The following is a 23,388-nucleotide window of genomic DNA, read 5'->3' as shown; positions in this document are numbered from 1 at the left end:
CCGGCGGTAACCGACGGATCCTGCGCGCACGCGGCCAACAGCAACAGCAGCCCCGGTGCGAGTAAACGGCGATACATTGGTACTTTCCTCAAGTTTTATTGGCGCCGCAATTCTTCGAGCTATCCCATCCCCGCGAGCGTTTACCCGGTTGCGCGCGGCGCAGCGGATACAATCCGCGCACGCCGACACGCTGCCAAGGCTCTCTCAGGTTCTCTCAGGTTCTCTCAGGTTCTCTCTTCGAATCGTTCCGTCACTGCTTCATTGCTGCCGCTCTGCGCTGATCCGACTGTGCCGGCATCGATCTCCAAACATGACGCAGCAAACAATAGTGACGTGGTGAGCAATAATAATGGAGAAAAATGGCATGTCAAGGGCATTCGCGTGTTTGAAGTTTGCGTAGCGCGTCAGCTTTGATATGCTCTTCCTCGCCAAAACCCCTGGAGACCCCATCGAGATGTCCACCACCGAGCAGGCCAACGTTGATCTCATCACCGCCAACAAGGTGCGCGATCTCCTGAACCGGAACGGCATTCCGCCGCGAAGTCACAACACGACGATCGCGAACGTGCTCGGTCTGAGCTTCTCGGTCGTCACGCGCAAGATGAAAGGCCTGATCCCGTGGAACCTGTCGCAGTTGCAGGACATCGCGACGCACTTCGGCGTGCCGCCCGCGATCCTGCTCGACGACAAGGGCACGCAGCCGGCCGCGGCGGAGATGATCGACGCGACGTTCGTGATCGAATCGAAACGCTTGCGCTGCCGCGCAGCGATCTCGACGAAGGCCACCAGCCAGATCGAAACGGATTTCGTCGCGCTGCAATGGCAGGGCGAATGGATCGTCACCGAACGCGAGCATGCGCGCGAGGGCCGCACGTATCCGGTCGACGTGATCGAGCTGCGCTCGGCGCAGCCGAACGTGTATGCGGCGCGGATCGCCGTGGTCGACGATTCGCACGATGTCGCCGAAACGGTCTGCGAATATTTCATCGAGAAAGGCGTGAACGCGATTCCGTACTTCGACGGCGCGAGCTTCCGCAAGGCGCTGGAAGTCGAGGATTTCGACGGCTACATCCTCGACTGGATGCTCGGCGACCAGACGGCCGCCGAACTCGTGCGCAGCATCCGCTCGAGCGAGAACAGCGGCGCGCCGATCTTCCTGCTGACCGGCAAGATCTCGACCGGCGAAGCGAGCGAGGACGAGATCGCGCACATCGTGTCGCACTACAACGCGCGCTGCGAAGAAAAGCCGGTGCGCCTGCCGATCCTGTTCGCGGAAGTCGCCCGCGAACTGAAACTCACGCTGCCGGCCGCGGCGGCCACGAACTGAGAACCGGAAACCGACGCCGGGACGACAACCGGCTACACCAACCATCAGACCGAGGGGAAAGACATGCGCATTTCTACCATCTGGACCAAAAGCCTGCTGACGGCCTGCCTGCTCGGGATGGCCGCCGCGGCATGGGCCGCTTCGTCGTTCACGTTCACCGTCGACGGCAAGATCAGCAAGAGCAACCAGCAGGGGAAGACGACCTACGTCTTTTCCGAGCAGGCGCTGATGGCGCTGCCGCAGCATACGATCGTCACGTCGACGAGCTGGACGCCGAAGGCGACCTTCACCGGACCGCGCCTGTCCGACGTGCTGAAGACGGTCGGCGCGCAAGGCACGCAGATCGAATTCCGCTGCATCGACGAATACACGTTCACGATTCCCGTCTCCGACGCCGACAAGTACGGCGTGATCCTCGCGCGGACGATGAACGGCAAGGTGCTCGGCAACGACAACTACGGCCCGCTGTGGATCATGTATCCGCGCGACCAGTATCCCGACGAGCTGAAAACGCCGCTCGGCGAAGCCAAGTTCGCATGGCAGATCATCGGTCTGACCGTGAAGTGAAATGACGCGGCGGCGATGGAAAAATAGAAAAATCATCCTGGTCCTCGGCTCGCTGTGGATCATGGGATTCGCCGCGTGGGCGTTCCTGCTGTGGGATCTCCTCGCCACCTCGGTCAACGAGGGCGTGCTCGAGGGGCCGCGCGAAGGCGTGTTCTGGACCGCCGCGCAGTACCGCAACGTCTACACGCGCTTCGACCGGCAATTGATCCTGTACGCGACGCACGAGGACGAAGACTTCGATCACGTACAGGTGCAGCTCGACAGCCTGTCGGTGTCGTTCGGATTCCTGCAGCGGCCGTCCGAAGTGTCCGAATACTGGCTGCGCATTCCGCGCGCGCGCAACGAGATCGACGCGCTCGGCGAATTCATGATGCGCCTGAAGCGCGAGGTGCCGCAGCTGCGCGACGCGCCGACGCAGGCGCGGCAGGTAATCGACGAAGTCAATGCGTACTGGCCGAAGGTCAACGGCCTCGCGAACTACTTCCGCGCGATCGAAATGGCGCAGCGCGATTTCACGTTCCATCAATTGAAGGACAAGCAGCGCGCGATCCTGATCCTCGGCATCGTGCTCGGCGTGATTCTCTGCGCGTTGTTCCTGCTGCTGCTCTATACGATGCGCACGCGCGACGAGCTGCTCGAACGGCAACACGCGGCGCTCGACGCGGAACGCAAGGCGTCCGACCGCGCGTTCGAGATGATCGAGGCGAAGAACGCGTTCCTCGGAATGGTCAGCCACGAGCTGCGCACGCCGCTGCAGGCGATCTGCGGATCGATCGAGATCCTGCTCGCGCGAGCGCAGTCCGACGCGAACCTGAAGACGATCCGGCGGCTACAGAATTCGGCGCTGTCGCTCGAAGCGCTCGTCAAGGACCTCACCGACTACATCAAGCTGCGCTCGACGAAGCGCATCGCCGAACTGGATACCGTCGGCGTCGCGCCGCTGCTTGCCGAAGTGCTCGAACCGCTGCGCGAGAAGATCGTGGCGAAACGGATCTCGGTCACGCAGCTCGTCGAGCCGCCCGGCCTCGCGATCCGCTCCGATCGCAAGCTGCTGCGGCAGGTGCTGTCGAACCTGATCGAGAACTCGGTCAAGTACACGGTCGGCGGCTCGATCACGGTGGCGATCACGCTCGCCGATGCGCCGGCCGGCCAGCAGGTGAGGATCGCCGTACGCGACACCGGCGCCGGCATCGCGAAGCAGCATCTGTCGAAAATCTTCGAGCCGTTCTATCGTGCGAACGACGCGGTCGGACTGCACGTCGACGGGATCGGCATGGGGCTCGCGGTCGTGCGCGAAATCGTGACGACGCTGCGCGGGCATGTGGACGTGCGCAGCGTGGTCGGCGAAGGCAGCGAGTTCGTCGTGACGCTGCCCGTCGAAGTACCCGGCGTCGATACGGGCGCGGGCGGCAGCGCGGCCGACATGCCCGCGCTGCCGCCGGTGCTGGCGCACCTCGGGCGGCGCGCACTGGTGGTCGACGACAACGACAACGCGCGCGAAACGCTCGGCGCGATGCTGTCGGCGCTCGGCATCGAGGCCGATCTGTGCGGCACCGGACAGGAAGGTGTCGCGCGCTTCGGAACGGGCCGCTACGACCTCGTCGTGCTCGATCTCGAACTGCCGGACCTGAGCGGATTCGACGTGGCGCGGCGCATTCGCGCGGTGGCGGAACCCGACGACGACGGCCGGCATCCGGCGATCCTCGGCGTCAGCGCGTATGAATCGGCAGCGCTGCGCGAAAACCAGCGGGTGTTCGACGCGTTCCTGCCGAAGCCGGTTCACCTGCGCGAACTCGGCGCGCTCGTCGAGAAGCTGCTCGCCTGAGCCGCGCCAACGCGGCATCGCGCGTTCGCCGCTTTGCCCTGCTACGCGCCTACTCGCCGATCAGATGCAGCACGACGTCGCGCCGGTGCGCCGCGCGCCGATGTTCGAACAGATAGATCCCCTGCCACGTGCCGAGCACCATGCGCCCGTGCTCGACCGGAATCGACAGTTGCACTTGCGTGAGCGCCGTGCGCAGATGCGCGGGCATGTCGTCGGCGCCTTCGGTGTCGTGCTCGTATCGCGTGTCGTCCTCGGGCGCGAGCGTCGCGAAATAGCGTTCGATATCGCGCTGCACCGACGGATCCGCGTTCTCCTGGATCAGCAGCGACGCCGACGTGTGGCGACAGAACACGGTGAGCAGGCCGGTGCGGATCGCCTGCTGGTCGACGAATGCTCGTACCTGCGGCGTGATTTCGACGAGGCCGCTGCCGCGCGTATCGACGCCGACATGCGTGATGGCCTGTTGCATTGCCATGACCTCAGCCCAGCGCGGCGAAGCCTTCGGCTTCGATCTGCTTCGCGTCGGCGGGGCGCACGACCCGCGCGACTTCGACCCCGTCGCGCAGGAATACCAGCGTCGGCCACAGCTTCACGCCGAACGAGCGGCCGAGCGGACGGCCGGGGCCGTCCTCGATCTTCAGGTGCCGCACGGCAGGATGCTCGGAGAACGACGCCGTGATCGCGGGCTGCGCGCCTGCGCAGATTCCGCACCAGTTCGCGCCGAATTCGATGACGGTTGCGCCGCTCAGTGCGTCGACTTCCGCGCGGGTCGGCGCGTTGGCGGTATAGCGTTGCTCGGTGTCCATCGGGCCCTCGTGTGCGTTGGCGGAACGTGACTGCACGCGCCAGCCTGATGCGTGCAGCCTTCGATTTCCTACTGTAGCGGAAAAGCCCGCGCACTGCCGGCCGGTCCGGGCGGGCGCCACCGCGCCTTTGCGTACCTTTCGGAATGACACGACAAGATTCGGAGCGCCGCGCCGTCGCGACGGGATCAGCATGTGAACCGATCCCGTCAGCGAAGGACTCAACCATGAATGCGCCGCATTGCGTCACCGAACCAAACATTCTCTACTTCGGCACGCCCGTCGTGCTGGTCAGCACGCTGAACGAAAACGGCACGGCCAATCTCGCACCGATCTCGTCCGCGTTCTGGCTCGGCTGGCGCGGCGTGATCGGAATCGCCGCCAGCTCGCAGACCACCCGCAACCTGTTACGCACCGGCGAATGCGTGCTGAACCTGCCATCGTCGGCGCAGGCGGACGCGGTCGACCGTATCGCGCGCACGACGGGCACGTACCCGGTGCCCGATGGCAAGCGCGCGAAGGGGTACGTATTCGAACCCGACAAGTTCGGCACGGCTGGGCTGGCCGAAACGGCATCGCAAACCGTCGCGCCGCCGCGCGCGCTCGAATGTCCTGTGCATCTGGAGGCGGTCGTCGCGGCCACGCACGGGATCGGCGACGACATGCCCGACTTGCGCGGCCGCATCCGCGTGTTCGAGCTGCGCATCCAGCGCGTGCACGTGCATCCCGACCTGCTGATGGACGGTCATCCGGACCGCATCGATCCGGACAAGTGGTCGCCGCTGATCATGAGCTTCCAGAAGTTCTATGGGCTGGCACCGCGACAGGTGCATGCGTCGCGGCTCGCCGAGATTCCCGAACTCGCGTATCGCAGCCCCGACATCGAGCGCTCGCGCGACGCGGGCATGCTGACCGGTACTGGGCGGTAATGAAGCGCGCGCGCGAATTCCGGTGAATCCGACACGCCGCCCTGCTTCCGCACACGTGGCCGATACCGCTGCGCCGGCCCAGCACCCTTTCACACGGCCGACCCGATGCATCGCCGTGCTGATCGCGCAGATCGACACAGCGATCGTAATCTCGCGATCGAACCGATGGCACGCGTTCGGCGCCCGCGTCGGCGCGCTGCGACTTGGCGCGGCACCGCCCTACGCGCCGCCCTCCCGCACCGCTTCCGCATGGATGACATGACCCACCTGAAGCACTCGATTCGACGCGTACGGGCAGCGCACCGACACATCATGGATCGGAAACCGGCCAGCGCATGCAACGCCGGCTCTGAGCATCGGTTCAGCTGTAGCTGGCCACCGCGGCCGACGCCCTTGACATCCTGCGCCTTGTAGCTCAGGCGCCGGCAGGTATGCGCCGCTGCGGCCGAATCTGCCGGGAAGGCGGGCGCGGTGGACCTGGCCGACTTGCCGGTCAGCTACTCAACGAAGCGCAGGCCAAGGCGCTGTTCACCCGCGTTGGCATCATGTCCGTCCGCGAGCGCGTCGTCCGGACTACAACGCGATGGGTGTCACGCTCGGCCGGCATCCGCTCGCGCTGTTGCGCGTTCGCCCGACACGGTGCCGATGACCGCGACAGAGTTTTGCTAGCCGACTCTACACACCGGCTCGCCGGCATACACGTCAATGCTGGCGGCCATCTTTGCGTCTACGGCGCTGACGTGATGATGGCTCGACTACGGACGTCGATAAACGAGGTGAGTCCAAGCGGATTTTTAACGCCTATGCCGTGAGCCGGGCGCATACGTGGAACAAGCTTGTCATCGAACAAAACATCAGACAAATCAATAGCCTTGCAGCTACGCAACACTTGTTGACCTTCCTTTCCTTTCAAATGATAATGCGTCGCGTTACGGAATTACGAACTATTACATACGACAGGGTGGACGATGAGACGAGTATTGCAACCGGCACGACGCGCCGTTCTGGCCGCCGCCGCGTGCCAGCCGATCCTGGTGGGTGCGGTCTTCGCAAAGGAAAGCGCGCCGGCGCCGGCAAGCCCGGCCGCCGACGTGCTGCCGGCCGTGTCCGTCAGCGCGAGTTCGATTCGCGATCCGGGAGAAGGCTACAACCCGTCCAGCGCAGTCAGCGCGACCAGGATCGATGCGCCGCTGCGCGATATCCCGCAGACGGTCAACGTGGTCACGGCCGAAGTGATGCGCGATCAGCATGCAAACTCGTTGCAGGACGTCCTGAAGAACGTGGCCGGGGTTGGCTTCTCGACCGGCGACGGTCAGCGCGACCAGATGACCATTCGTGGCTTCTCCGCGATCGCCGACCAGTTCGTCGATGGCATTCGCGACGATGCACTGTATTTCCGCGATCTCTCGAACGTCGATCGGGTTGAGGTCGTCAAGGGCCCCGCCGCCGTTCTTTATGGCCGAGGTTCTTCAGGTGGACTAATTAATCGTGTGACGAAAAAGCCCGGAGTCGACGTCACCAATCTTGGCATCAGCTACGGTTCGTGGGCCGATCGCCGAGTCGAAGCCGATGTCGGACGGGTGCTCGCAAACGGCGCGGCCGCCTTCCGGATAACCGGCGCGCACGAAGAGGCCAAGAGCTATCGCTCGCAGCAGTTTCTGAATCGCACGGCGGTCGCACCGTCGTTCGAATTTCGCATCGCGCCCAAGACGACCGTGTTGCTGCAAGCCGACTACCTCGAAGATCGCCGTGTGACGGACTTCGGCATCCCGGCCTACAAGGGACGACCGGTCGACGTGCCGGCATCCGCCTATTACGGTGCGGCGAATGCCGGCGAGGTGGACTACACGCGGTCGCGTGTCTACTCGAGCACCGCCACGATCAAGCACGAGTTCAACGAGCAGTGGTCGATCCGCAACGCCACTCGCTACTACCACTATTCGCTCGACCGGAACAACACGCTCGTCGGCAGCGTCAACGAAGCGAACCGGACCTTTACGCTGAATCACGGCAACGTCTATCGTGAGGAACACGGCTGGTTCAACCAGACCGATCTCACGCAAAAGGCCACGCTGTTCGGCATGAAGCACGAGTTGCTGTACGGGATGGAATTCGGCCAGCAGAACAAGGATCTCGTCAATTATTCCGCTCCCGTCACCGGCGCGAACGGAAAGCCGATGAACTTCGACCTGTTCACGCCGGCCTTGCCGACGCTGCCGCTCCACACGTCGTCCACGCCGGCCGCCAACAACCTCGGCATCTTCAAGACGCTGGGGTTCTACACGCAGGACTTGATCAGCTTCAACGATCAGTGGAAGGCGCTGCTCGGCATCCGCTACGATCGCTTCGAGCAGGAAACGATCGACCGACGTCCCAAGCAGCCGGGGCTGTCGCGTACGGACACGGCATGGAGCCCACGCCTGGGCCTGGTTTGGCAGCCGACCACGACGCAGTCGTATTACGTGTCGTGGAGCCGCTCCTTCCAGCCTTCCGGCGAGGCGTTTTCGCTGGCGGCCAACAATGCGGAACTCGCTCCGGAAACCACGACCAACACCGAGATCGGCGCGAAGTACGACTGGCTTGGCGGCAAGGCCACCACGACGATATCCGTATTCCGGCTGGATCGCAGCAACATCAAGGTCGCCAATGCGACCAGCACGGCACTGATTCCGATCGGTGAGCAGCGGACCGACGGTATGGAACTCAGCGGGGCCGCGGAACTCGGCCACGGCTGGCGCGTTTTGGCAGGCTATGCGTACCTGGATGCGACCGTCACCAAGTCGACCGCGGCGTTGCAGGACAAACGCGCAACGCTCACTCCGCGCCACTCCGGCAACCTGTGGCTGACCAAGAATCTCGGCAGCGGCTTCGGCGTCGGCGGCGGCCTGAACTTCGTCGGCGCGCGCATGGCCGATCCGCAGAACACTGTGACCTTGCCGGGCTACGTGACGGCCGACATGATGGCTTGGTACGCGCACGGGCCGATGTCGCTCCAGTTGAACCTCTACAACCTGTTCAACAAGGGCTATATCGTTTCGGCACACGGCTCGAGCCCCAACCTCAACATGCCGGGGGCGCCGCGCAGCGTCATGGCAACGTTGCGGTACGAGATGTAGAACCCGAACGTGCCCAACGGGGAATGATGGTGCGGCTGGGCGCGACATCCGATCGCGAGCAAGCTCGTCGACCGAAACGAGCGCCTCGGGGGCGCTGCCTGCAACGTCGAGGGCGTTTTGTTGACGCGCTCTACACGCCGGCTCGCCACCGCGGCGACCGAGCCGGCTCAGCCGGGACGCATGCGATCAAGCTCCTCGACGGAAATTGAAACGACTTCGAGAAGGTGCCGGACAATGTCCTCGGCGGACATTCCGGCTTCGCCATATTCGCGAACGTCCATATGGCGGGGTTGATACGAGCCATGCTCTCCGTTCACGATGTAAATCGTAGCTTCCGCGTCACCCGGCGTAAAAACGACTTGAATCGTCGTATTGCTCACGATCGCTTGCATGCTTATGGTGCCCATCGTGTCCTCCGGTCGTGCCTCGGGTACGTAGTATGCTCCATCGTCCAGGAGATTATTTCGCGAATTGGGCTTGGCATTCGCAATGCGCTGCGAGCTCGGTGACGCCGAAGAGTGCACCGTAGCTGATCAGATAACATACGGTCGGTCACCTCGACCTATGATCAAACCCCCAACCGACCGAGTGCTTCAAGTGATTCGACCGACCCCAGTATTCAAGGACAACCTCGCGCAACTGCCGGCCATCGACGGCATCGCGCACATCGATCTCGTCGGCGCGAACGGCGACGTGGTCGCGACCATCGAGAACCAGCCGGGCAAGCAGGGCTCGCTCGCGGTGTACCACTATCTGAAGCAGGCATTCGGCTCCCTCGACGCGAAAGCGGCCGAACACGGCCTCGCGGTGTTCGCCGAGCATACGGCCGACGCGCGCAATCGTCCGGGCGCGCACCCGAACGTCGATCGGCTGCTGGCGATCGTCGGCGGCGGCGAAGCGCTGCGCATCGACATCGTCGCGAAAGGCTGAGCTACGCAGCGATCCGGCACGCCGCCGCTTCTTGCTGCGGGGCGCGCCGGACCGCTGCGCGCCCGGCTGTGCCACACGAAAGCAGCCCCACCGTGCCCGAGGCCGAGCGACACCGAGGCCCGACCGCATCACACCGGAATTGCCCGACTTCGGCCCTTCACCGGTCAGCAGTTCAACCGGCACACGATCCCGATGCCGTCACCCGGCGTTGCCGGGAATTCGCGCGATCCCCCTTCCGAAACCGGCCCGTCTCCGAGTCTCGACGCAGGCCCCACTAGGCGAGCGAACGTGATCGCCGGCGGGATCTCGCGCCGCACTTAATCCGTGCGCAGAGGATCCGCGTTCCGGGCAGCACGCCGCCAGTGCCGCCCCCTTTGTCGCGTCGAGCGCTGACGAACCTCTCCAATGCCGCGCCGAAGCAGGCCGGACACCGCATTCGCGGCATTTCGCGCGTGCTGGCATACATATTGCCAACAACGACCCTGACGCCGCGACGCGGCGCCTCGCGATGTTCCGACCGATCCCGCCGGTGTCCGACCGGCAATTCGCAGAGGTCTTCACCATGACGCGTTTGCGCACCTCCCTGCAGAGCGGCAACTGGCGCTCGCTGCTCGCGTGCTTCCTGTATTTCGATACCGGCTTCACGGTCTGGGTGCTGTACGGCCCGCTCGCGCCGTTCATTGGCAAGGACATCGCGATGTCCGCCGCACAACAGGGCTTTCTCGTCGCGGTGCCGGTGCTCGCGGCGGCCATCCTGCGTGTGACGCTCGGCAACCTGTACCAGTCCGCAAACGGGCGCAGCATCGCGCTGATGGGCGTCGTGCTGTCGGCGCTGCCGTCCGTCGTGTTGCCGTGCGTGCCCGGCACGCCGTCGTATGCGCTGCTGCTCGTCCTCGGCGTGTTCCTCGGCATGGGCGGCGCCAGTTTCGCGGTGGCGCTGCCGATGGCGGGCAGCAGCTATCCGCCGAAGGTGCAGGGGCTCGTGCTCGGCCTCGCCGCGGCGGGCAACATCGGCGCGGTCCTCGACGGCTTCATGTTTCCGCACATCGCGGCGGCAGTCGGCTGGAAGCTGTCGACGGCCGCCGCACTGCCGCTGCTCGCGATCGCGGGCGTCGCGATCGTCGCCTGGGCCGACGACCGCGGCGAGAAGTCCGGCAGCGTGCCACGCGCGCTCGGCGCATTCGCGATCACGCTCGTCGGCCTCGTCGCGCTCGTGCTGGCCGTGCACGGCGGGCTGTTCGGCGTCGGCAAGACCGGCGTCCTGCTGTTGCCGGTGATGGGCGCGCTGCTCGCGATCGCGATCCTGCCCGCCCGCTATCGCGCGGTGCTCGCCGAGCGCGACACGTGGGTCATCATGCTGATCTACAGCATCACGTTCGGCGGCTTCGTCGGCATGTCGTCGTATGTCACGCTGCTGCTGACGTCGCTGTACCAGATGCCGAAGATCGACGCCGGCCTGTTCATGTCGCTGCTCGCGTTCCTCGGCGCGATCGTGCGGCCGCTCGGCGGCTTCATCGCGGACCGCGTCAGCGGCGTGCGCGCGCTGATCGTGCTGCTCACCGCGATCGCCGTCGCCGATTTCGCGTTCGCAGCGCATGCGCCGCGCTCGTGTTGCTGCGCACGCAATGGCTCGCGTGGGCGATGCCCGCCGATGCGCGCGCGGCCGGCGTACCGGCCGTGCCGGCGCCCGGCATGACGCACGTCGCCGAGTGAGAGCCGCGGCCGGCGCGATCGCGAAGCCATACCGCGCCGGCCGTCTCTCGCGTCACGGTTGACTGCCCGCGACGGCGTTCCTAAACTGATCTCCCTTTCACGCCTCGTCGGCGAAAGGGTTTCCCGTGATCGATCTCTCCACGCTCGTGCTGTTCTCCGGCGCGTGTCTCGCGCTGACCGCCACACCCGGCCCCGACATGCTGCTGATCGCGTCCCGCAGCGTGAGCCAGGGCCGCCGCGCCGGCTTCGCGACGCTCGCGGGCATTCAGGCCGGCACCTACTGCCATGCGCTCGCGGCGGCGCTCGGGCTGTCGCAGCTCTTCGTCGCGGTGCCGCTCGCGTATGACGTCGTGCGCTTCGCGGGCGCTGCGTATCTGCTGTATCTCGCGTGGAAAACGTTCCGTTCGGATGCAACCACGCTGTCGCCCATCGCGTCGCAACGTCGCCGTTCGACCGCGGTGATCTTCCGCCAAGGGCTGACGACCAACCTGCTGAACCCGAAGATGGCGCTGTTCGTCCTCGCGCTGTTTCCGCAGTTCGTGCGGCCCGATCACGGCTCGATCGCCGTGCAGATTCTCGTGCTTGCGACCGTGCTCAACCTGATCGGGATCGTCGTGAACGGCGCGGTGATTCTCTCCGCGAGCCGGCTGAGCCGGCGGATCGGCGCGCGCCGCCGGCCATCGAAGGTGCCGCAATATCTGCTCGGCACGGTGTTCGTCGGTCTCGCCGCGCGGCTCGCGGTGGCGGGGCGCCACTGACGCAGGCAGCAGAGAGGTGATGACGCGGGCATATCAGCCGCCACCGTGCGCCGCCTCTGCTTCACGTGCGCGGGCGCGCAGGCACCGAAGCCTTCAGCGCGTCGCGCCCAGCGCCACGCGCAGCCGTTCCATCAGTTGCGTGTAATGGCGCAGCACGTCGTCCCTGGGCATGACATTCGCGGTCGAGAAACGCTCGGACCACGCCGGCTTCCATTCATACGAACCGTGCACACTGCGGTCGCCGTCGGGCGCGTGGATCAGCGAGCGGATCCGCGCGTCGCGGCCAGGCCCCGTATGCATCTCGAACAGCGCATGGATGAACGTGTGATACGCGTCGTATACATCGTCGTCGAACAGGTAGCGGTAGATGTGGAACGTGCGGTCGAGGTCGCGCTTCGCGCGGATCACGTCGTCCGGCGAGATGTCCTTCCAGTAGCCGATCCACGTATAGAAGCACAGCAGCGCATTGAGCTGCGGCGCGACCGTGTCGTACAGCGCGAGCCGCTTCTCGATCAGCCGCTGGTTGGTCCACTGTACGAGTTCGAGCCGCTTCAGCCGGCGCGCGACGAGCCAGCCGAGACACGCGACCGACAACGGTGTCAGCACGCCAAGCACGAGCTTGACGATTTCCAGCGAATTCCACGGCGTATTGAATGGCTGCATGTAAGGCTCGACAGGAAGAAACGCATTCGCTCCGACGTATGACCGGCGCGCCGCGCCGTTTGGCCGATCGCGTCGGCATTGACCGTTAGTTGCTTGCACATCGAACAATGCGCGGCCACACGAACAATCCGTGCGACGCGACTCACCCCATCAGTTTATCCGGCGATTGTCACCGCGCGATGACCGCGCTTCGACGCGCCGCCGCGTGGTCGCATAGAGTCAGGTCGGGAGCGCCGACGTGAGCTTGACCTTCTGCATCGGAATGTCGGTCTTCACGCTGAGCACGCCTGGAATGCGCGTCAGGTATTCCATCTGGAAACGCCGGTAATCGTCAATGTCGGCCGCGACGACGCGCAGCAGGAAATCGCAGTCGCCGGCCATCAGGTGGCATTCGACGACTTCCGGCATCTGCTGGACGGCCTCGGCGAAACGGTTCACCGATTCCGCGTCCTGTCCCTTCAGCCATACGCGCGTGAAGATCGTCAGCCCCTTGCCGACCTTCGCCGGGTTCAACACGGCCACGTATTTCTCGATCACGCCGGCTTCCTCGAGAAGCCGCACGCGCCGCAGGCACGGCGACGGCGACAACCCGACCTCGTGCGCCAGCTCCACGTTCTGCATGCGGCCGTCGCGCTGCAGCGCGCTCAGGATCCGGCGGTCGATGGCATCCAGTTTCATTTGGCATCTGATTCCAAAAAAATCATGTATCAAGCGTTCGATGCCAAATTCTGCGAAATATCTGGCGACAACGCAATCCGATTCGAGTCAAAAAAGCAGACAATCCCTCCCCCGAAGGAGGAGTGATGAGCAGTAGCGTTTCAACGTCGTCCGGGCTTCGCGACAAGCCCGCGTATCTTGCCGAGATGGGTCGCGGGTTGCGCGCGGCGCTGCCTGTCATGCTGGGTTTCGTGCCGTTCGCGCTCGTGCTGGGCGCACAGGCGGCGCAAAAGGAGCTGAGCCTGTTCGAGGTGCCGATGATGACGGGCCTGAACTTCGGCGGCGGCTCCGAATTCGCGGCGATCCATCTGTGGACATCGCCGCCGCACATCGCGCTGATCGTCGCGATGTCGTTCCTCGTCAATTCGCGCCACATCCTGATGGGCGCCGCGTTCGAGCCGTATATCCGGCGCCTGCCGCGCCGCCGTGCGTTCCTCGCGCTGTTCTTCATGTGCGACGAGAGCTGGGCGATGTCGCTCGCCGACGCGCGCTCGCGCTCGGCCGCGCACATCAGCGTCCCTTACTACGCGGGCGTGTGCTCGGGGCTCTACCTGACGTGGATCTCGATGACCACGCTCGGCGCGGCGGTCGGCCCGACGATCGGCAACGTCGAACAATACGGCTTCGACATGGCGTTCACGGCCGTGTTTCTGGTGCTGCTGCGCGGCATGTGGAAAGGCGTGCGCGCGAGCCGCCCATGGTTCGTGAGCCTCGTCGTCGCGGCGGCCACCCATCTCGCGCTGCCCGGCGCGTGGTATGTCGCCGCCGGCGCATGCGCGGGGCTGATCGCCGCGCTGCTGTGGGAGCCGCGCGATGCCTGAGCTTCCGGATTTCAGCACGGTCGCGACGATCGTGCTGATGGCGTCGACCACCTACCTGTCGCGCATCCTCGGCTACGTGCTGCTGCGCAACCGCACGCTGAGCCCGCGGATGGCGTCGGTCATGGAGAACGTGCCGGGCTGCGTGCTGATCTCGGTGATCGCGCCGGCCTTCGTGTCGACGCGCCCGGCCGATCTGCTCGCGCTCGCGATCACGCTCGTCGCGGCGACGCGCCTGTCGATCCTGCCGACCGTTATCGTCGGCGTCGTGTCGGCCGGCCTGCTGCGCCATCTGCTCGGCTGAGCGGGTCCGGCCGCCACACCGGCAACACACGCGATGCGCCCGTTTCACGTCCGCGCCGACCGGCGCCACGGGCGCGACACGACGATCCGCGCGCCGGAGTGCTAGCCTTGTGGCTTGCGCCATGCCGCACCCCCTCTCATTGCCCTTCGCGAGGATCGTCCCGATGCCAGAAACCCGCCCGCTGTTCGACCGTGTCCTGCTCCACCAACGACGACGGATTCGACGCTCCCGGCCTTGAAATACTCGAACAGGTCGCCACGCAACTCGCGCGCGAAGTGTGGATCGTCGCGCCGGCCGAAGATCAGAGCGGCACGTCGCACTCGCTGAGCCTGCACGAACCGCTGCGCGTGCATCGCAAGGGCGAGCACCGCTTCGCTGTGCGCGGCACGCCGGGCGATTGCGTCGCGATCGCGGTCAGCCATCTGATGAACGGTGCGCGGCCCGACGTCGTGCTGTCCGGCGTGAATCGCGGCGCGAACCTCGGCACCGAAACGGTGTTTTCCGGCACGGTCGGCGCGGCCATGACGAGCATGCTGGTCGGCGTGCCGGCCATCGCGCTGAGCCAGGCGTTCGCCGATCGCAACGCAGTGCCGTGGAACACGGCGCGCGCGCATGCGCCGGACGTCATCCGCCGGCTCGTCGCCGCCGGCTGGGACAGCGATGCGTGCCTCAACGTGAATTTCCCGGCGCGACCGGCCGGGGACGTACGCGGCCTGAAGGTGACGAGCCAGGGTGCGGGCACGCTGCAGGGCGTCGAGATCGTGTCGGGACGCGATCCGCGCGACATCGAATATCACTGGCTGAAGCTCGCGCGCGCACCGCGCGAGGACGATGCGAATTCGGAAACGGTCGCGCTGGGCGAAGGGTATATCGCGGTCACGCCGCTGAAGTTCGAGCGCACGCACGAGCAGGCGCTCGCGCGGCTGCGGTCGAACCTCGGCTGATCGCGCGCGCCTTCGAACGGCCTGGCGGTTGCGCGACATGCGTTGCCTGCGCGCCGCCGCATCCCCGCATCCCCGCATCGCCGCATCGCCGCATCACTGCATCACTGCATCACGTCAGATTCAACCCGCCGTCGAGCATCACGATCTCGCCCGTCACGTAGTCGGAGGCGACGAGCATCGCGACCGTCTGGGCGATATCGTCCGGCGTCGCCGCGCGGCGCATCGGCGCGTGCTCGCGCCAGAGCTGCTGCGCTTGCGTCCAGTCGGCGGTCAGCGGCGTATCGACGAGCCCCGGCGCGACCGCGTTGACGCGAATCGCCGGCGCGAGCGTACGCGCGAGCAGCCGCGTCGTGTGATTGAGCGCGGCCTTCGCGGCCGCATACGGAATCGACGCACCCTTCGGCCGCACACCCGCATGCGAACTGACGTTCACGACGCACCCGGCCCGCCCGTGCGACGCCGCCTCGCGCAGCGCGGCCTGCGCTTCGGCGACGAGCCTGAACGGCGCGATCACGTTGATCTCGTGCATCTCGCGCCACACGTCTGGCGTGGCCGCCGCGAGGTCGTCATGCGGAATCACGCGGCTGGCGCCCGCATTGTTGACGAGCACGTCGAGCCGCCCGTGCACGGCGAGCGCATCGCGGATCAGCCGCACGCGCTGCGCATCGTCTGCGAGATCGGCCTGCACATAGGCCGCGCCGAGTTCACGCGCCATCGCACGCCCGGCGTCGGCCGAACTGCGCGAATGCAGGATCACGGCGTAGCCGTCGGCCGCCAGGCGGCGGGCGACAGCCGCGCCGATCCCCGACGTCGAGCCGGTGACGAGCGCGACCGGCTGGTGCACACGCAACGCGCGCGGCTCGGCGGCAGCTTCGGTGTCGGGAGCCGTTTCGGCAATCGGGGAAGACATCGGCGGGAGCGGCGCGTCCATGGCGTGAACCCTGTCAGTGGCGTTCCCGCATCATAAGCGCGACGGGGCCGCGAGAAGCAAATTCGTCCTTTGGATCACTGCCAACGGTACATGAGCCAGAACACGAAGCCCGCCACGGCCCCCAGGCCCACGAACGCAAGAAACCCGAAAACGACCGCCAAGCCGCCTTTGAAAACATCGTCATCCCGGACGGCGGTGTAAATGAAATAGATGGCAATCCACGTCAACAACCCCGTGACGCTGCCGCACAGGCACGATGAAAACACGGACACGCGCCAGTATTTCATGACCAGCAGATATTGCGGGATCCCGAACGCTGCAGTACCGAGGTAGGCGATTGGAACAGAATATTTGAGCGACCCGGGATCGTGGGTCAAACGCGCCCACACCAGGCCGGGCACGAGCGCCGCGAGCGCAAAAGCAAGAAAAGGGATCTGACTCATCGAGGTAGGCGGCCTGCTGCTGCAACTCTTCCCCGGAGATGACGTGCAATCGGGCGTCACCGCTGTTTCGGCAGCTCGACGTACTCTTCGAGTTCGCCGGCGATATAAAGCCGCTTGCCGATGCGCGGGTATTCGCATACGTCGTGTTCGAGCCGCTGCCCGCCGACGAGCAACTCCAGCGGCGCATCGCCAGTGTTCTGCACCGTATGCGCTTCGCCGCCGCGCGGAAATCCCAGAAAATCGCCGGGACCGATCTCACTGGCGCGCTCGCCGATCGTCACCGTGCCGGTGCCGGACAGCACGTACACGAATTCTTCTTCGTACAGGTGGCGGTGATATTCGGCCGATTCGTGACCGGGCATCAGCGTGAGCAGATGAACGCCGAATTGCGTCAGGCCGGTCAAGTCGCTGAGTTGTCGCTTCAGACGAACGGCATTGGGATTGAGCGAATGCACCTCGCGCGTCGGTTCCATCTTCGCGATATCGGCGGCTTTCAGCAGTTCCCGGGGAAAAGGAGTCGACATGGGGATCTCGCAAGCGTGAATGCTTCGGTTGAACGCACCGCGCCGACGCGGCCGGTGCAGCGGCTATTGTCCGACATTTTCGCGCTTGCAGACATAACGCAGCCCCGCAGGCCGTGTCGCCCCTCATCGCATGCAGTAAAGTTGCATACGCAACCATTTCAACCGCGGACGAAGCGCGACACTCAACCCACGTGTACGCCGCGCAGCTTCGTCAGCAACGCGACGAGACGATCGATGTGTGCATCCTCGGTGCGCCACGACGACACGCTGATCCGGAACGCCGGCCGCCCCTGCCACACGGTCGTGCCGAACCACACGTCGCCCGACGCCTGCGCGGCTTCGACGATCGCCGCCGTTTCCTCGTCGGTGCCGGCGCGCACGAGCACCTGGTTCAGCACGACACGATTCAGCACGTCGTAGCCGGCCGCACGCAGGCCGTCCGCGACGCGTGCCGCCTGCGCGCAATGCCGCTCGACCATCGTCGCCACGCCGGCGCGGCCGAGCGAGCGCAGCGCGGCCCACACGGGAATGCCGCGCGCGCGCCGCGAGAATTCGAGGTTCAGGTTCTTCTGCGCATCCTGCGCGCCGCTCAGATAGACGGCGTCGCTGTTCATCGCGGTGGCGAGCGCGGCCGCATCGCGGCAGATCACCATCGCGCCGTCGTACGGCGTGTTGAGCCATTTGTGGCCGTCGGTCGTCCAGCTGTCGGCACCGTCGATGCCGTCCGTCAGCGTGCGCTTGGACGACGCCCGCGCCCACAGGCCGAACGCGCCGTCCACGTGCACCCACGCGCCGGCCGCCTTCGCGGGCGGAATCAATGCCGCGAACGGATCGAATTCGCCGGTGTTCACTTCGCCGGCCTGCACGCAGAGAATGGTCATGTCGTCGAGCGGCGGCAACTGCGCCGGGTCGATCCGGCCATGCGTATCGACCGGCGCGACGACGATGCGCTTCATCCCGAAGCCGAGTACGCGCAGCGCCTTCTTCACCGTGATGTGCGCGAGCGCGGAGATCACGACTTTCACTTCCGGCGCGCCGATCAGCCCATCCTCGTCGATATTCCAGCCCTTGCGCGCGAGCAGCGCGCGCCGCGCGGCCACCAGCGCGACGAGCGTACAGGCCGTCGCGCTGGTGCCGAAGCCGACCGCGCTGCCTGCGGGCAGCCCGAGCGCATCGACGACCCAACGCGCGGCCTGGCGCTCGAGCGTCGCCGCCACCGGCGAATTCGCATACGACGACGCGCACTGGTCCCACGCGAGCATCAGCCGCTCGGCCGCTGCCGCGGCCGGCAGCGTCGCGCCGATCACGAAGCCGAAGTAATTCGGGCCGTTCGATGCGACCGTCGCGGGCGTGCCGCGCTCGTCCAGCAGGCGCAGCACGTCGTCGGCCGGGCGGCCCACGTCGGGCAGCGGTTCGTCGAACGCGGCGAGACCGGCGAGCGCTGCCGCATCGGGAAACGCGCGCCGCTCGTTCGTTGCGGCCAGATACGCGTGCGCGCGCCGATCGGCGTCGGCCAGCAGTGCAAGTTCGTCCATGTCGGTTGCCTCGGTCAGGGTCAGAGTTTCGAGAGATCACGGCCAAGCTGCTGCAGCGCGCCGTCGATCCGCTTGTAGTACGTGAACTTGCCGACGCGGGTCGCCTGCACGAGCCCTGCGTCCGCGAGGATGCGCATGTGGCGCGTGGTCGTGGCCGGCGCGATGCCGAGCTTCTCGGTGATGTACGTGCAGCACACGCCCAGTTCGTCGAGATCGCCATGCGGTTGCGGCGGGAAATGCTTGCGCGGCTGCTTGAGCCAGCGCAGCACGGCCAGACGGCTTTCGTTGGCCAAGGCGCTGATGCGGGTGACGTCGTCCATGAGGTGCGGGTTCGGTTACGTTTTGAATATTAGCTAAATGACGAAATGCGGGCAACGGGTCTGAACGACGGTTTCGGCCCGCGATGCCGCCCGCCGTTGCGCCCCCTCGCGCATTCGATGCGATCGCAGTGAGACCGGCGCCGCAACGGCTCGCAGGCCGCGCGGGCCACGTGCTTTCACGCCAGCGCCTGCGCGAGTCTATCGATCAACGCCCGCACGCGCCGCGGCTGCGCGACGCTTCCCGGATAGACGATCTGCAGATCCACGTCGCCCGGCGAGAACGCATCGAGCACCTCGACGAGCGCACCCGACGCCAGATCCCGCTCGACGTCGACAAGCGACTTCAGCGCGACGCCGTGCCCCGCGATGCACCACGCGCGCACGAGCGCCCCGTCGTTGGCGACGCGCCGCCCGCGCACCGCCACGCGCTTCAACGCGCCATCGATGCTGAACGGCCATTCGGCATACAGCTCCTGGCCGAAGCGCATCACGATGCAGTCGTGCAGGCCGAGATCGTCCGGGTGCATCGGCCTGCCATGCGCGGCGAGATACGCGGGCGACGCACACACCACGCGCCGCGCCCGACCGAGCGAGCGGCTGCGCAGCGAACTGTCCGCCAGCGTGCCGCGGCGGATCGCGAAATCGAGCCCCTGCCCGACGAGATCGACATACCCATCGCCGAGATGCAGGTCGACCGTCACGCCCGGATGTTCGGCCAGAAACGCGTCGACGACGGGCACGACGCGCTCGCGCCCGAGATCGGCCGGCGCGCTCAGCCGCACCGGCCCCGACAGCGTCTGCACGCCCAGCCGCACACGGCTTTCGAGTTCGTCGGCCTCGGCCAGCAGGCGCCGCGCGCCATCCACCAGCGTGCGCCCCTCGTCGGTCAGGTTGATCGCGCGCGTCGTGCGCGTGAGCAGCGCCGCGCCATAGTGGCGCTCGAGCGCCGTCAGCCGCTCGGACACCGTGGCCGGCGACAGGCCGACCTCGCGGCCGGCCGCGGCCAGCCCACCCTTTTCCACGATGCGCAGGAACAGCGCAAGGTTGTCGAGCAGCATTGTTCGCTCCTTCCGAAGGATATTTTCGTCATCTTCGGGATTATCGGGAAAAGGCGCAAACGATACATTGGTCGCCTGACGATCGACGCGCGGTCGTGCCGCGCTCACACGACGAGAGAAAACGCCCATGGAATACCGTACGCTCGGCCGCTCCGGCCTCAAGGTCCCCGTCCTGAGCTTTGGCGCCGGTACCTTCGGCGGCACCGGCCCGCTGTTCAGTGCATGGGGCAATACTGGCGTCGACGAAGCCCGCCGCCTGATCGACATCTGCCTCGAAGCCGGCGTCAACCTGTTCGACACCGCGGACGTGTACTCCGACGGCGCGTCCGAGCGCGTGCTCGGCGCCGCGCTCAAGGGGCGCCGCGACCAGGTACTGATCTCGACCAAGACCGGCCTGCCGACCGGCGACGGCCCGAACGACGCGGGCACGTCGCGCGCGCGGCTGGTGCGCGCCGTCGACGATGCGCTGCGCCGTCTCGACACCGACTACATCGACCTGCTGCAACTGCACGCGTTCGACGCCGGCACGCCGGTCGAGGAAGTGATGTCGACGCTCGACGATCTGGTGCGCGCAGGCAAGCTGCGCTATATCGGCGTGTCGAACTTCGCCGGCTGGCAGATCATGAAGTCGCTCGCGGCGGCCGACCGGCACGGCTGGTCGCGCTACGTGGCGAACCAGGTCTACTACTCGCTCGTCGGTCGCGACTACGAGTGGGACCTGATGCCGCTCGGCGCCGATCAAGGCCTCGGGGCGCTCGTGTGGAGCCCGCTCGGCTGGGGCCGGCTCACCGGCAAGATCCGGCGCAATGCGCCGCTGCCCGAAGGCAGCCGCCTGCATGAAACGGCCAGCTACGGGCCGCCGGTCGACGACGAACGACTGTACGACGTGGTCGATGCGCTCGACGCGATCGCGGAGGAAACCGGCAAGACGGTGCCGCAGATCGCGTTGAACTGGCTGCTGCAGCGCCCGACCGTGTCGTCGGTGATCGTCGGCGCGCGCAACGAGGAACAGTTGCGGCAGAACCTCGGCGCAGTCGGCTGGGCGCTGACCGATGCGCAGATGGCGAAGCTGGACGCGGCGAGCGCGGTGGAAGCACCTTATCCGTACTTTCCGTATCACCGGCAGGAAGCGTTCGCGCGGCTCAATCCGCCGATGCGGGGGTAAGTGGCCACGGCGACGCGGCGCGACGGTCAGCGCCGCCGTGGTCCGCCGCGGCACCGGAAAGCGCGACCGCCATGAGCCTGCCCATCGCGCCGCGAACTTCCTATCGTAGCGGCCTGCGACGTTCCGGTAATTCGGCCCCTGTACAACGGGCCGCCTTCACGGCATTTTTTCGTCGACCGTCATCCGATGGTCCGTCAGAAATCAACCTGTTTGATCCTGATGTCCGCACGCGGAGGGTCGAACTCGATGTCTCCGGCATCAGGCTCCTCGGCGGCGCCGAGCCGCATGACCTTGTCGGTCGGCCCGATGACCGAACGCCGGTGCGTGATCGCGATCACCGTGACGTCACGGGCCAGCAGCCGCACGTGCTCCATGATGTCGCGCTCGGTGGCTTCGTCGAGCGCGGAGCTCGCCTCGTCGAGAAACAGCACGGTCGGCTTGCCGTACAGCGCACGCGCGATCGCGATGCGCTGGCGCTCGCCGCCCGACAGCTTCAGCCCGCGTTCGCCGACCGTCGTGCGGAACCCGTCCGGCAAGCCGTCGATGAACGGCAGGATCGCCGCCTTCGCGGCCGCCTCGCGCAAGCGCCGCTCGTCGCGTGGCCGACCGAGCAGGATGTTGTCCTCCAGGCTTTCGTTCAACAGCACGATATCCTGCGGCACCACGGCGACCACGCCGTACCAGTCGGCACGGTCGATCGCCGCGAGATCGACGCCGTCGACCAGAATGCGCCCACTGGTCGGCTCCATCGACTTCAGCGCCAGCTTGAACACCGTGGATTTTCCCGACCCCGTCTCGCCCACGACGAACGTGATCGCGCCGCGCTCGGCGACGAAGGCGACATCGGTCACGCCGCGGCCGTTGCCGTACGCATAGCCGACGTGATCGAACACCACGCGCCCAGCGCGCGGCACGAACGTCGACGCATGCGACACCTGCCGCTCTTCGGGTGCCGCCCACATCGCCGCGAACGGCACGAGCGTCGCCCGGGCGCGCGCGATTTCGTCGATGGCCCGCGCAATCATGTCGAACGGCTGATTGAGCTGCAGCAGCAGCGTGTTGAACAGCACGATGTCGCCGATCGACAGCATGCCGGCCGCGTGACGCGGCAGAAGCAGCCAGAACGTCACGGCGAACTGGATCGCGAGGCCGAGGCCCAGTAGCGCGAGATAGCCGACGTGCCGCGCCACGTAAGCACGCCAGTTGTCCCGCACGATCCGCGCCTTGTCCGCGAAACGCTCGTTCATCCAGCGGTGGCTGCCAAAATGCCGGAGCGCTTCCATCGCGTTGATCGCGCCGCCGACGAACCGCACATTCTCCTGTCCGGCCTCGACCGCACGATCGAGGAACGCACGCGAGCGGCGCGCGGACACGACTGCGATCACCACCGCGACCACGCCGTACGCGGCGGCGATCGCCACCACCTCGAGATCGATCAGCGCGCCGAGCGTCACGAACGTCAGCACGATCTGCAGTACGCCGGGAATCAGGCCCATGAGGCCGAGTTGCACGAGCACCGCCAGCGACGAACGCCCGCGCGCGTTCGCGTTCTGTATTTCCGCCGGATTGTGTTCGACGAAGAAGGCCGTGGTCTTCTTCAGGATGCGCGCGAAGAAGCGCGTGCTCAGGACGAATCCCAGATTTTCCGCGCTCATGAACGCCAGGTACTGCACCACGCGTTGCAACGCGCTCGAGACGCCCAGCAGGACGGCATAGAGCAGAAAGCCGGGAAGTAGCGCGCCGAGCGCGCCGCGATGCGACAGCGCATCGATCAGGCGCGAGAACAGATAGGGCGCGGCAACGGCGCTCGTACTCGAGAGCACGACGACCACCGCCACCGCCAGCAACATCCAGCGATCGGCTTTCCAGTAGGCCTGCAGGACCTCGGCGATCGGATTCGGCACGTGGTGTTCGTTCATGGCGCGAAGAACCGGGCGCGGTGCGGCCCGGTTGGCGACAGGCGGGCAAAAAGTCTAACAGAATCGCCCTGACCGCCTC

General features: G+C 66.2%; 22 protein-coding genes and 3 pseudogenes. 12 read left to right on the top strand and 13 right to left on the bottom strand.

What is annotated here, in order from left to right:
• A pseudogene (locus WT24_RS34140) lies at positions 1-77 on the bottom strand (sel1 repeat family protein); the annotation flags it as partial.
• Between the two features lie 377 nt (positions 78-454).
• On the opposite strand from WT24_RS34140, the gene WT24_RS03605 reads away from it, so the two are divergent.
• The 3 genes from WT24_RS03605 (at position 455) to atsR (ending at position 3,719) form a co-directional block, all read left to right on the top strand.
• Positions 455-1,327 (top strand): helix-turn-helix domain-containing protein, encoded by an 873-nt coding sequence (locus tag WT24_RS03605; RefSeq protein ID WP_059793620.1) that lies wholly within the window; start codon positions 455-457, stop codon positions 1,325-1,327.
• Positions 1,328-1,390: 63 nt separating this feature from the next.
• Positions 1,391-1,894: a molybdopterin-dependent oxidoreductase gene (locus tag WT24_RS03600; RefSeq protein WP_060031315.1), complete on the top strand. Its 504-nt coding sequence runs from the start codon at positions 1,391-1,393 to the stop codon at positions 1,892-1,894.
• 1 nt (position 1,895) lies between these two features.
• Positions 1,896-3,719 carry a hybrid sensor histidine kinase/response regulator AtsR gene (gene atsR / locus WT24_RS03595; RefSeq protein ID WP_060031312.1) on the top strand — a complete coding sequence of 608 codons (1,824 nt, stop codon included), beginning with the start codon at positions 1,896-1,898 and terminating at the stop codon, positions 3,717-3,719.
• Between the two features lie 49 nt (positions 3,720-3,768).
• On the opposite strand, the gene WT24_RS03590 is transcribed toward atsR, so the two are convergent.
• The gene (locus tag WT24_RS03590; protein ID WP_059793622.1) at positions 3,769-4,188 is read right to left on the bottom strand and encodes a secondary thiamine-phosphate synthase enzyme YjbQ; all 420 of its coding nucleotides are present in this window, start codon (positions 4,186-4,188) and stop codon (positions 3,769-3,771) included.
• Positions 4,189-4,198: 10 nt separating this feature from the next.
• Positions 4,199-4,525, bottom strand: a complete 327-nt coding sequence (locus WT24_RS03585; RefSeq protein WP_059793617.1) for a thioredoxin family protein — start codon at positions 4,523-4,525, stop codon at positions 4,199-4,201.
• A gap of 224 nt (positions 4,526-4,749) precedes the next feature.
• On the opposite strand from WT24_RS03585, the gene WT24_RS03580 reads away from it, so the two are divergent.
• Together WT24_RS03580 and WT24_RS03575 are read left to right on the top strand one after the other, a co-directional pair.
• Positions 4,750-5,451, top strand: coding sequence for a flavin reductase family protein (locus WT24_RS03580; protein ID WP_060031309.1), 702 nt, complete (start codon positions 4,750-4,752; stop codon positions 5,449-5,451).
• 968 nt (positions 5,452-6,419) lie between these two features.
• Positions 6,420-8,567 (top strand): TonB-dependent siderophore receptor, encoded by a 2,148-nt coding sequence (locus WT24_RS03575; RefSeq protein ID WP_060031306.1) that lies wholly within the window; start codon positions 6,420-6,422, stop codon positions 8,565-8,567.
• A 167-nt stretch (positions 8,568-8,734) separates the two neighbouring features.
• Here WT24_RS03575 and WT24_RS03570 read toward each other — a convergent pair whose 3' ends face one another.
• On the bottom strand, positions 8,735-8,959 hold the full coding sequence (locus WT24_RS03570) for a hypothetical protein (protein ID WP_257127418.1): 225 nt from the start codon (positions 8,957-8,959) through the stop codon (positions 8,735-8,737).
• Between the two features lie 205 nt (positions 8,960-9,164).
• On the opposite strand from WT24_RS03570, the gene WT24_RS03565 reads away from it, so the two are divergent.
• The 3 genes and pseudogenes from WT24_RS03565 to WT24_RS03555 all read left to right on the top strand — a co-directional run bounded on the left by WT24_RS03565 (position 9,165) and on the right by WT24_RS03555 (position 11,968).
• Positions 9,165-9,497, top strand: a complete 333-nt coding sequence (locus tag WT24_RS03565) for a DUF2322 family protein (protein WP_059500126.1) — start codon at positions 9,165-9,167, stop codon at positions 9,495-9,497.
• Positions 9,498-10,059: 562 nt separating this feature from the next.
• A pseudogene (locus tag WT24_RS03560) lies at positions 10,060-11,100 on the top strand (MFS transporter); the annotation flags it as partial.
• A gap of 235 nt (positions 11,101-11,335) precedes the next feature.
• A complete protein-coding gene (locus WT24_RS03555; RefSeq protein ID WP_059500127.1) occupies positions 11,336-11,968 on the top strand; it encodes a LysE family translocator in 633 nt (210 codons plus the stop codon).
• 93 nt (positions 11,969-12,061) lie between these two features.
• Here the strand turns inward: WT24_RS03555 and WT24_RS03550 are convergent, their stop codons facing one another.
• Positions 12,062-12,631 carry a hypothetical protein gene (locus WT24_RS03550; RefSeq protein WP_059793607.1) on the bottom strand — a complete coding sequence of 190 codons (570 nt, stop codon included), beginning with the start codon at positions 12,629-12,631 and terminating at the stop codon, positions 12,062-12,064.
• Between the two features lie 219 nt (positions 12,632-12,850).
• A complete protein-coding gene (locus WT24_RS03545; RefSeq protein ID WP_006486309.1) occupies positions 12,851-13,309 on the bottom strand; it encodes an Lrp/AsnC family transcriptional regulator in 459 nt (152 codons plus the stop codon).
• A gap of 125 nt (positions 13,310-13,434) precedes the next feature.
• Between WT24_RS03545 and WT24_RS03540 the strand changes: the two genes are divergently transcribed.
• From WT24_RS03540 to surE, 3 genes and pseudogenes are all read left to right on the top strand, one after another.
• Positions 13,435-14,169 carry an AzlC family ABC transporter permease gene (locus WT24_RS03540; RefSeq protein WP_060031303.1) on the top strand — a complete coding sequence of 245 codons (735 nt, stop codon included), beginning with the start codon at positions 13,435-13,437 and terminating at the stop codon, positions 14,167-14,169.
• Positions 14,162-14,470, top strand: a complete 309-nt coding sequence (locus WT24_RS03535; protein WP_059500130.1) for an AzlD family protein — start codon at positions 14,162-14,164, stop codon at positions 14,468-14,470. Before WT24_RS03540 ends, WT24_RS03535 begins: the two co-directional genes overlap by 8 nt.
• A gap of 163 nt (positions 14,471-14,633) precedes the next feature.
• Positions 14,634-15,414 (top strand): annotated as a pseudogene (gene surE / locus WT24_RS03530) (5'/3'-nucleotidase SurE).
• 109 nt (positions 15,415-15,523) lie between these two features.
• On the opposite strand, the gene WT24_RS03525 reads toward surE, so the two are convergent.
• From WT24_RS03525 to WT24_RS03500, 6 genes are all read right to left on the bottom strand, one after another.
• Positions 15,524-16,345, bottom strand: coding sequence for an SDR family NAD(P)-dependent oxidoreductase (locus tag WT24_RS03525; RefSeq protein WP_059793603.1), 822 nt, complete (start codon positions 16,343-16,345; stop codon positions 15,524-15,526).
• A gap of 74 nt (positions 16,346-16,419) precedes the next feature.
• A complete protein-coding gene (locus tag WT24_RS03520) occupies positions 16,420-16,788 on the bottom strand; it encodes a hypothetical protein (protein WP_059793601.1) in 369 nt (122 codons plus the stop codon).
• A gap of 56 nt (positions 16,789-16,844) precedes the next feature.
• Positions 16,845-17,312 (bottom strand): cupin domain-containing protein, encoded by a 468-nt coding sequence (locus tag WT24_RS03515; RefSeq protein ID WP_059500133.1) that lies wholly within the window; start codon positions 17,310-17,312, stop codon positions 16,845-16,847.
• A gap of 182 nt (positions 17,313-17,494) precedes the next feature.
• Positions 17,495-18,847 carry an aminotransferase class V-fold PLP-dependent enzyme gene (locus WT24_RS03510; protein ID WP_059500134.1) on the bottom strand — a complete coding sequence of 451 codons (1,353 nt, stop codon included), beginning with the start codon at positions 18,845-18,847 and terminating at the stop codon, positions 17,495-17,497.
• A 20-nt stretch (positions 18,848-18,867) separates the two neighbouring features.
• Positions 18,868-19,167, bottom strand: coding sequence for a helix-turn-helix transcriptional regulator (locus WT24_RS03505; protein ID WP_059500135.1), 300 nt, complete (start codon positions 19,165-19,167; stop codon positions 18,868-18,870).
• A 176-nt stretch (positions 19,168-19,343) separates the two neighbouring features.
• Entirely contained in the window at positions 19,344-20,225 is an 882-nt protein-coding gene (locus WT24_RS03500; protein WP_059500136.1) for a LysR family transcriptional regulator, read from the bottom strand.
• Positions 20,226-20,352: 127 nt separating this feature from the next.
• Here WT24_RS03500 and WT24_RS03495 point away from each other — a divergent pair, with 127 nt between their 5' ends.
• Positions 20,353-21,390 carry an aldo/keto reductase gene (locus WT24_RS03495; RefSeq protein WP_060031300.1) on the top strand — a complete coding sequence of 346 codons (1,038 nt, stop codon included), beginning with the start codon at positions 20,353-20,355 and terminating at the stop codon, positions 21,388-21,390.
• 194 nt (positions 21,391-21,584) lie between these two features.
• Here WT24_RS03495 and WT24_RS03490 read toward each other — a convergent pair whose 3' ends face one another.
• Positions 21,585-23,309, bottom strand: coding sequence for an ABC transporter ATP-binding protein (locus tag WT24_RS03490; protein ID WP_082742082.1), 1,725 nt, complete (start codon positions 23,307-23,309; stop codon positions 21,585-21,587).
• Between the last annotated feature and the right edge of the window lie 79 nt (positions 23,310-23,388).

The sequence above is a fragment of the Burkholderia sp. MSMB1078WGS genome, assembly GCF_001528895.1.
In the GTDB taxonomy this organism is placed as follows: domain Bacteria; phylum Pseudomonadota; class Gammaproteobacteria; order Burkholderiales; family Burkholderiaceae; genus Burkholderia.
Note: the sequence above shows the minus strand (reverse complement) of the source record. Positions and strands in the feature narration are given on the sequence as shown.

Bases quoted from the DNA above. Each gene is read 5' to 3' on its own strand.
- WT24_RS03605 (WP_059793620.1), top strand. From the start codon at position 455: ATGTCCACCACCGAGCAGGCCAACGTTGATCTCATCACCGCCAACAAG.
- WT24_RS03600 (WP_060031315.1), top strand. From the start codon at position 1,391: ATGCGCATTTCTACCATCTGGACCAAAAGCCTGCTGACGGCCTGCCTG.
- atsR (WP_060031312.1), top strand. From the start codon at position 1,896: ATGACGCGGCGGCGATGGAAAAATAGAAAAATCATCCTGGTCCTCGGC.
- WT24_RS03590 (WP_059793622.1), bottom strand. From the start codon at position 4,188: ATGCAACAGGCCATCACGCATGTCGGCGTCGATACGCGCGGCAGCGGC.
- WT24_RS03585 (WP_059793617.1), bottom strand. From the start codon at position 4,525: ATGGACACCGAGCAACGCTATACCGCCAACGCGCCGACCCGCGCGGAA.
- WT24_RS03580 (WP_060031309.1), top strand. From the start codon at position 4,750: ATGAATGCGCCGCATTGCGTCACCGAACCAAACATTCTCTACTTCGGC.
- WT24_RS03575 (WP_060031306.1), top strand. From the start codon at position 6,420: ATGAGACGAGTATTGCAACCGGCACGACGCGCCGTTCTGGCCGCCGCC.
- WT24_RS03570 (WP_257127418.1), bottom strand. From the start codon at position 8,959: ATGCAAGCGATCGTGAGCAATACGACGATTCAAGTCGTTTTTACGCCG.
- WT24_RS03550 (WP_059793607.1), bottom strand. From the start codon at position 12,631: ATGCAGCCATTCAATACGCCGTGGAATTCGCTGGAAATCGTCAAGCTC.
- WT24_RS03545 (WP_006486309.1), bottom strand. From the start codon at position 13,309: ATGAAACTGGATGCCATCGACCGCCGGATCCTGAGCGCGCTGCAGCGC.
- WT24_RS03540 (WP_060031303.1), top strand. From the start codon at position 13,435: ATGAGCAGTAGCGTTTCAACGTCGTCCGGGCTTCGCGACAAGCCCGCG.
- WT24_RS03535 (WP_059500130.1), top strand. From the start codon at position 14,162: ATGCCTGAGCTTCCGGATTTCAGCACGGTCGCGACGATCGTGCTGATG.
- WT24_RS03525 (WP_059793603.1), bottom strand. From the start codon at position 16,345: ATGGACGCGCCGCTCCCGCCGATGTCTTCCCCGATTGCCGAAACGGCT.
- WT24_RS03520 (WP_059793601.1), bottom strand. From the start codon at position 16,788: ATGAGTCAGATCCCTTTTCTTGCTTTTGCGCTCGCGGCGCTCGTGCCC.
- WT24_RS03515 (WP_059500133.1), bottom strand. From the start codon at position 17,312: ATGTCGACTCCTTTTCCCCGGGAACTGCTGAAAGCCGCCGATATCGCG.
- WT24_RS03510 (WP_059500134.1), bottom strand. From the start codon at position 18,847: ATGGACGAACTTGCACTGCTGGCCGACGCCGATCGGCGCGCGCACGCG.
- WT24_RS03505 (WP_059500135.1), bottom strand. From the start codon at position 19,167: ATGGACGACGTCACCCGCATCAGCGCCTTGGCCAACGAAAGCCGTCTG.
- WT24_RS03500 (WP_059500136.1), bottom strand. From the start codon at position 20,225: ATGCTGCTCGACAACCTTGCGCTGTTCCTGCGCATCGTGGAAAAGGGT.
- WT24_RS03495 (WP_060031300.1), top strand. From the start codon at position 20,353: ATGGAATACCGTACGCTCGGCCGCTCCGGCCTCAAGGTCCCCGTCCTG.
- WT24_RS03490 (WP_082742082.1), bottom strand. From the start codon at position 23,309: ATGAACGAACACCACGTGCCGAATCCGATCGCCGAGGTCCTGCAGGCC.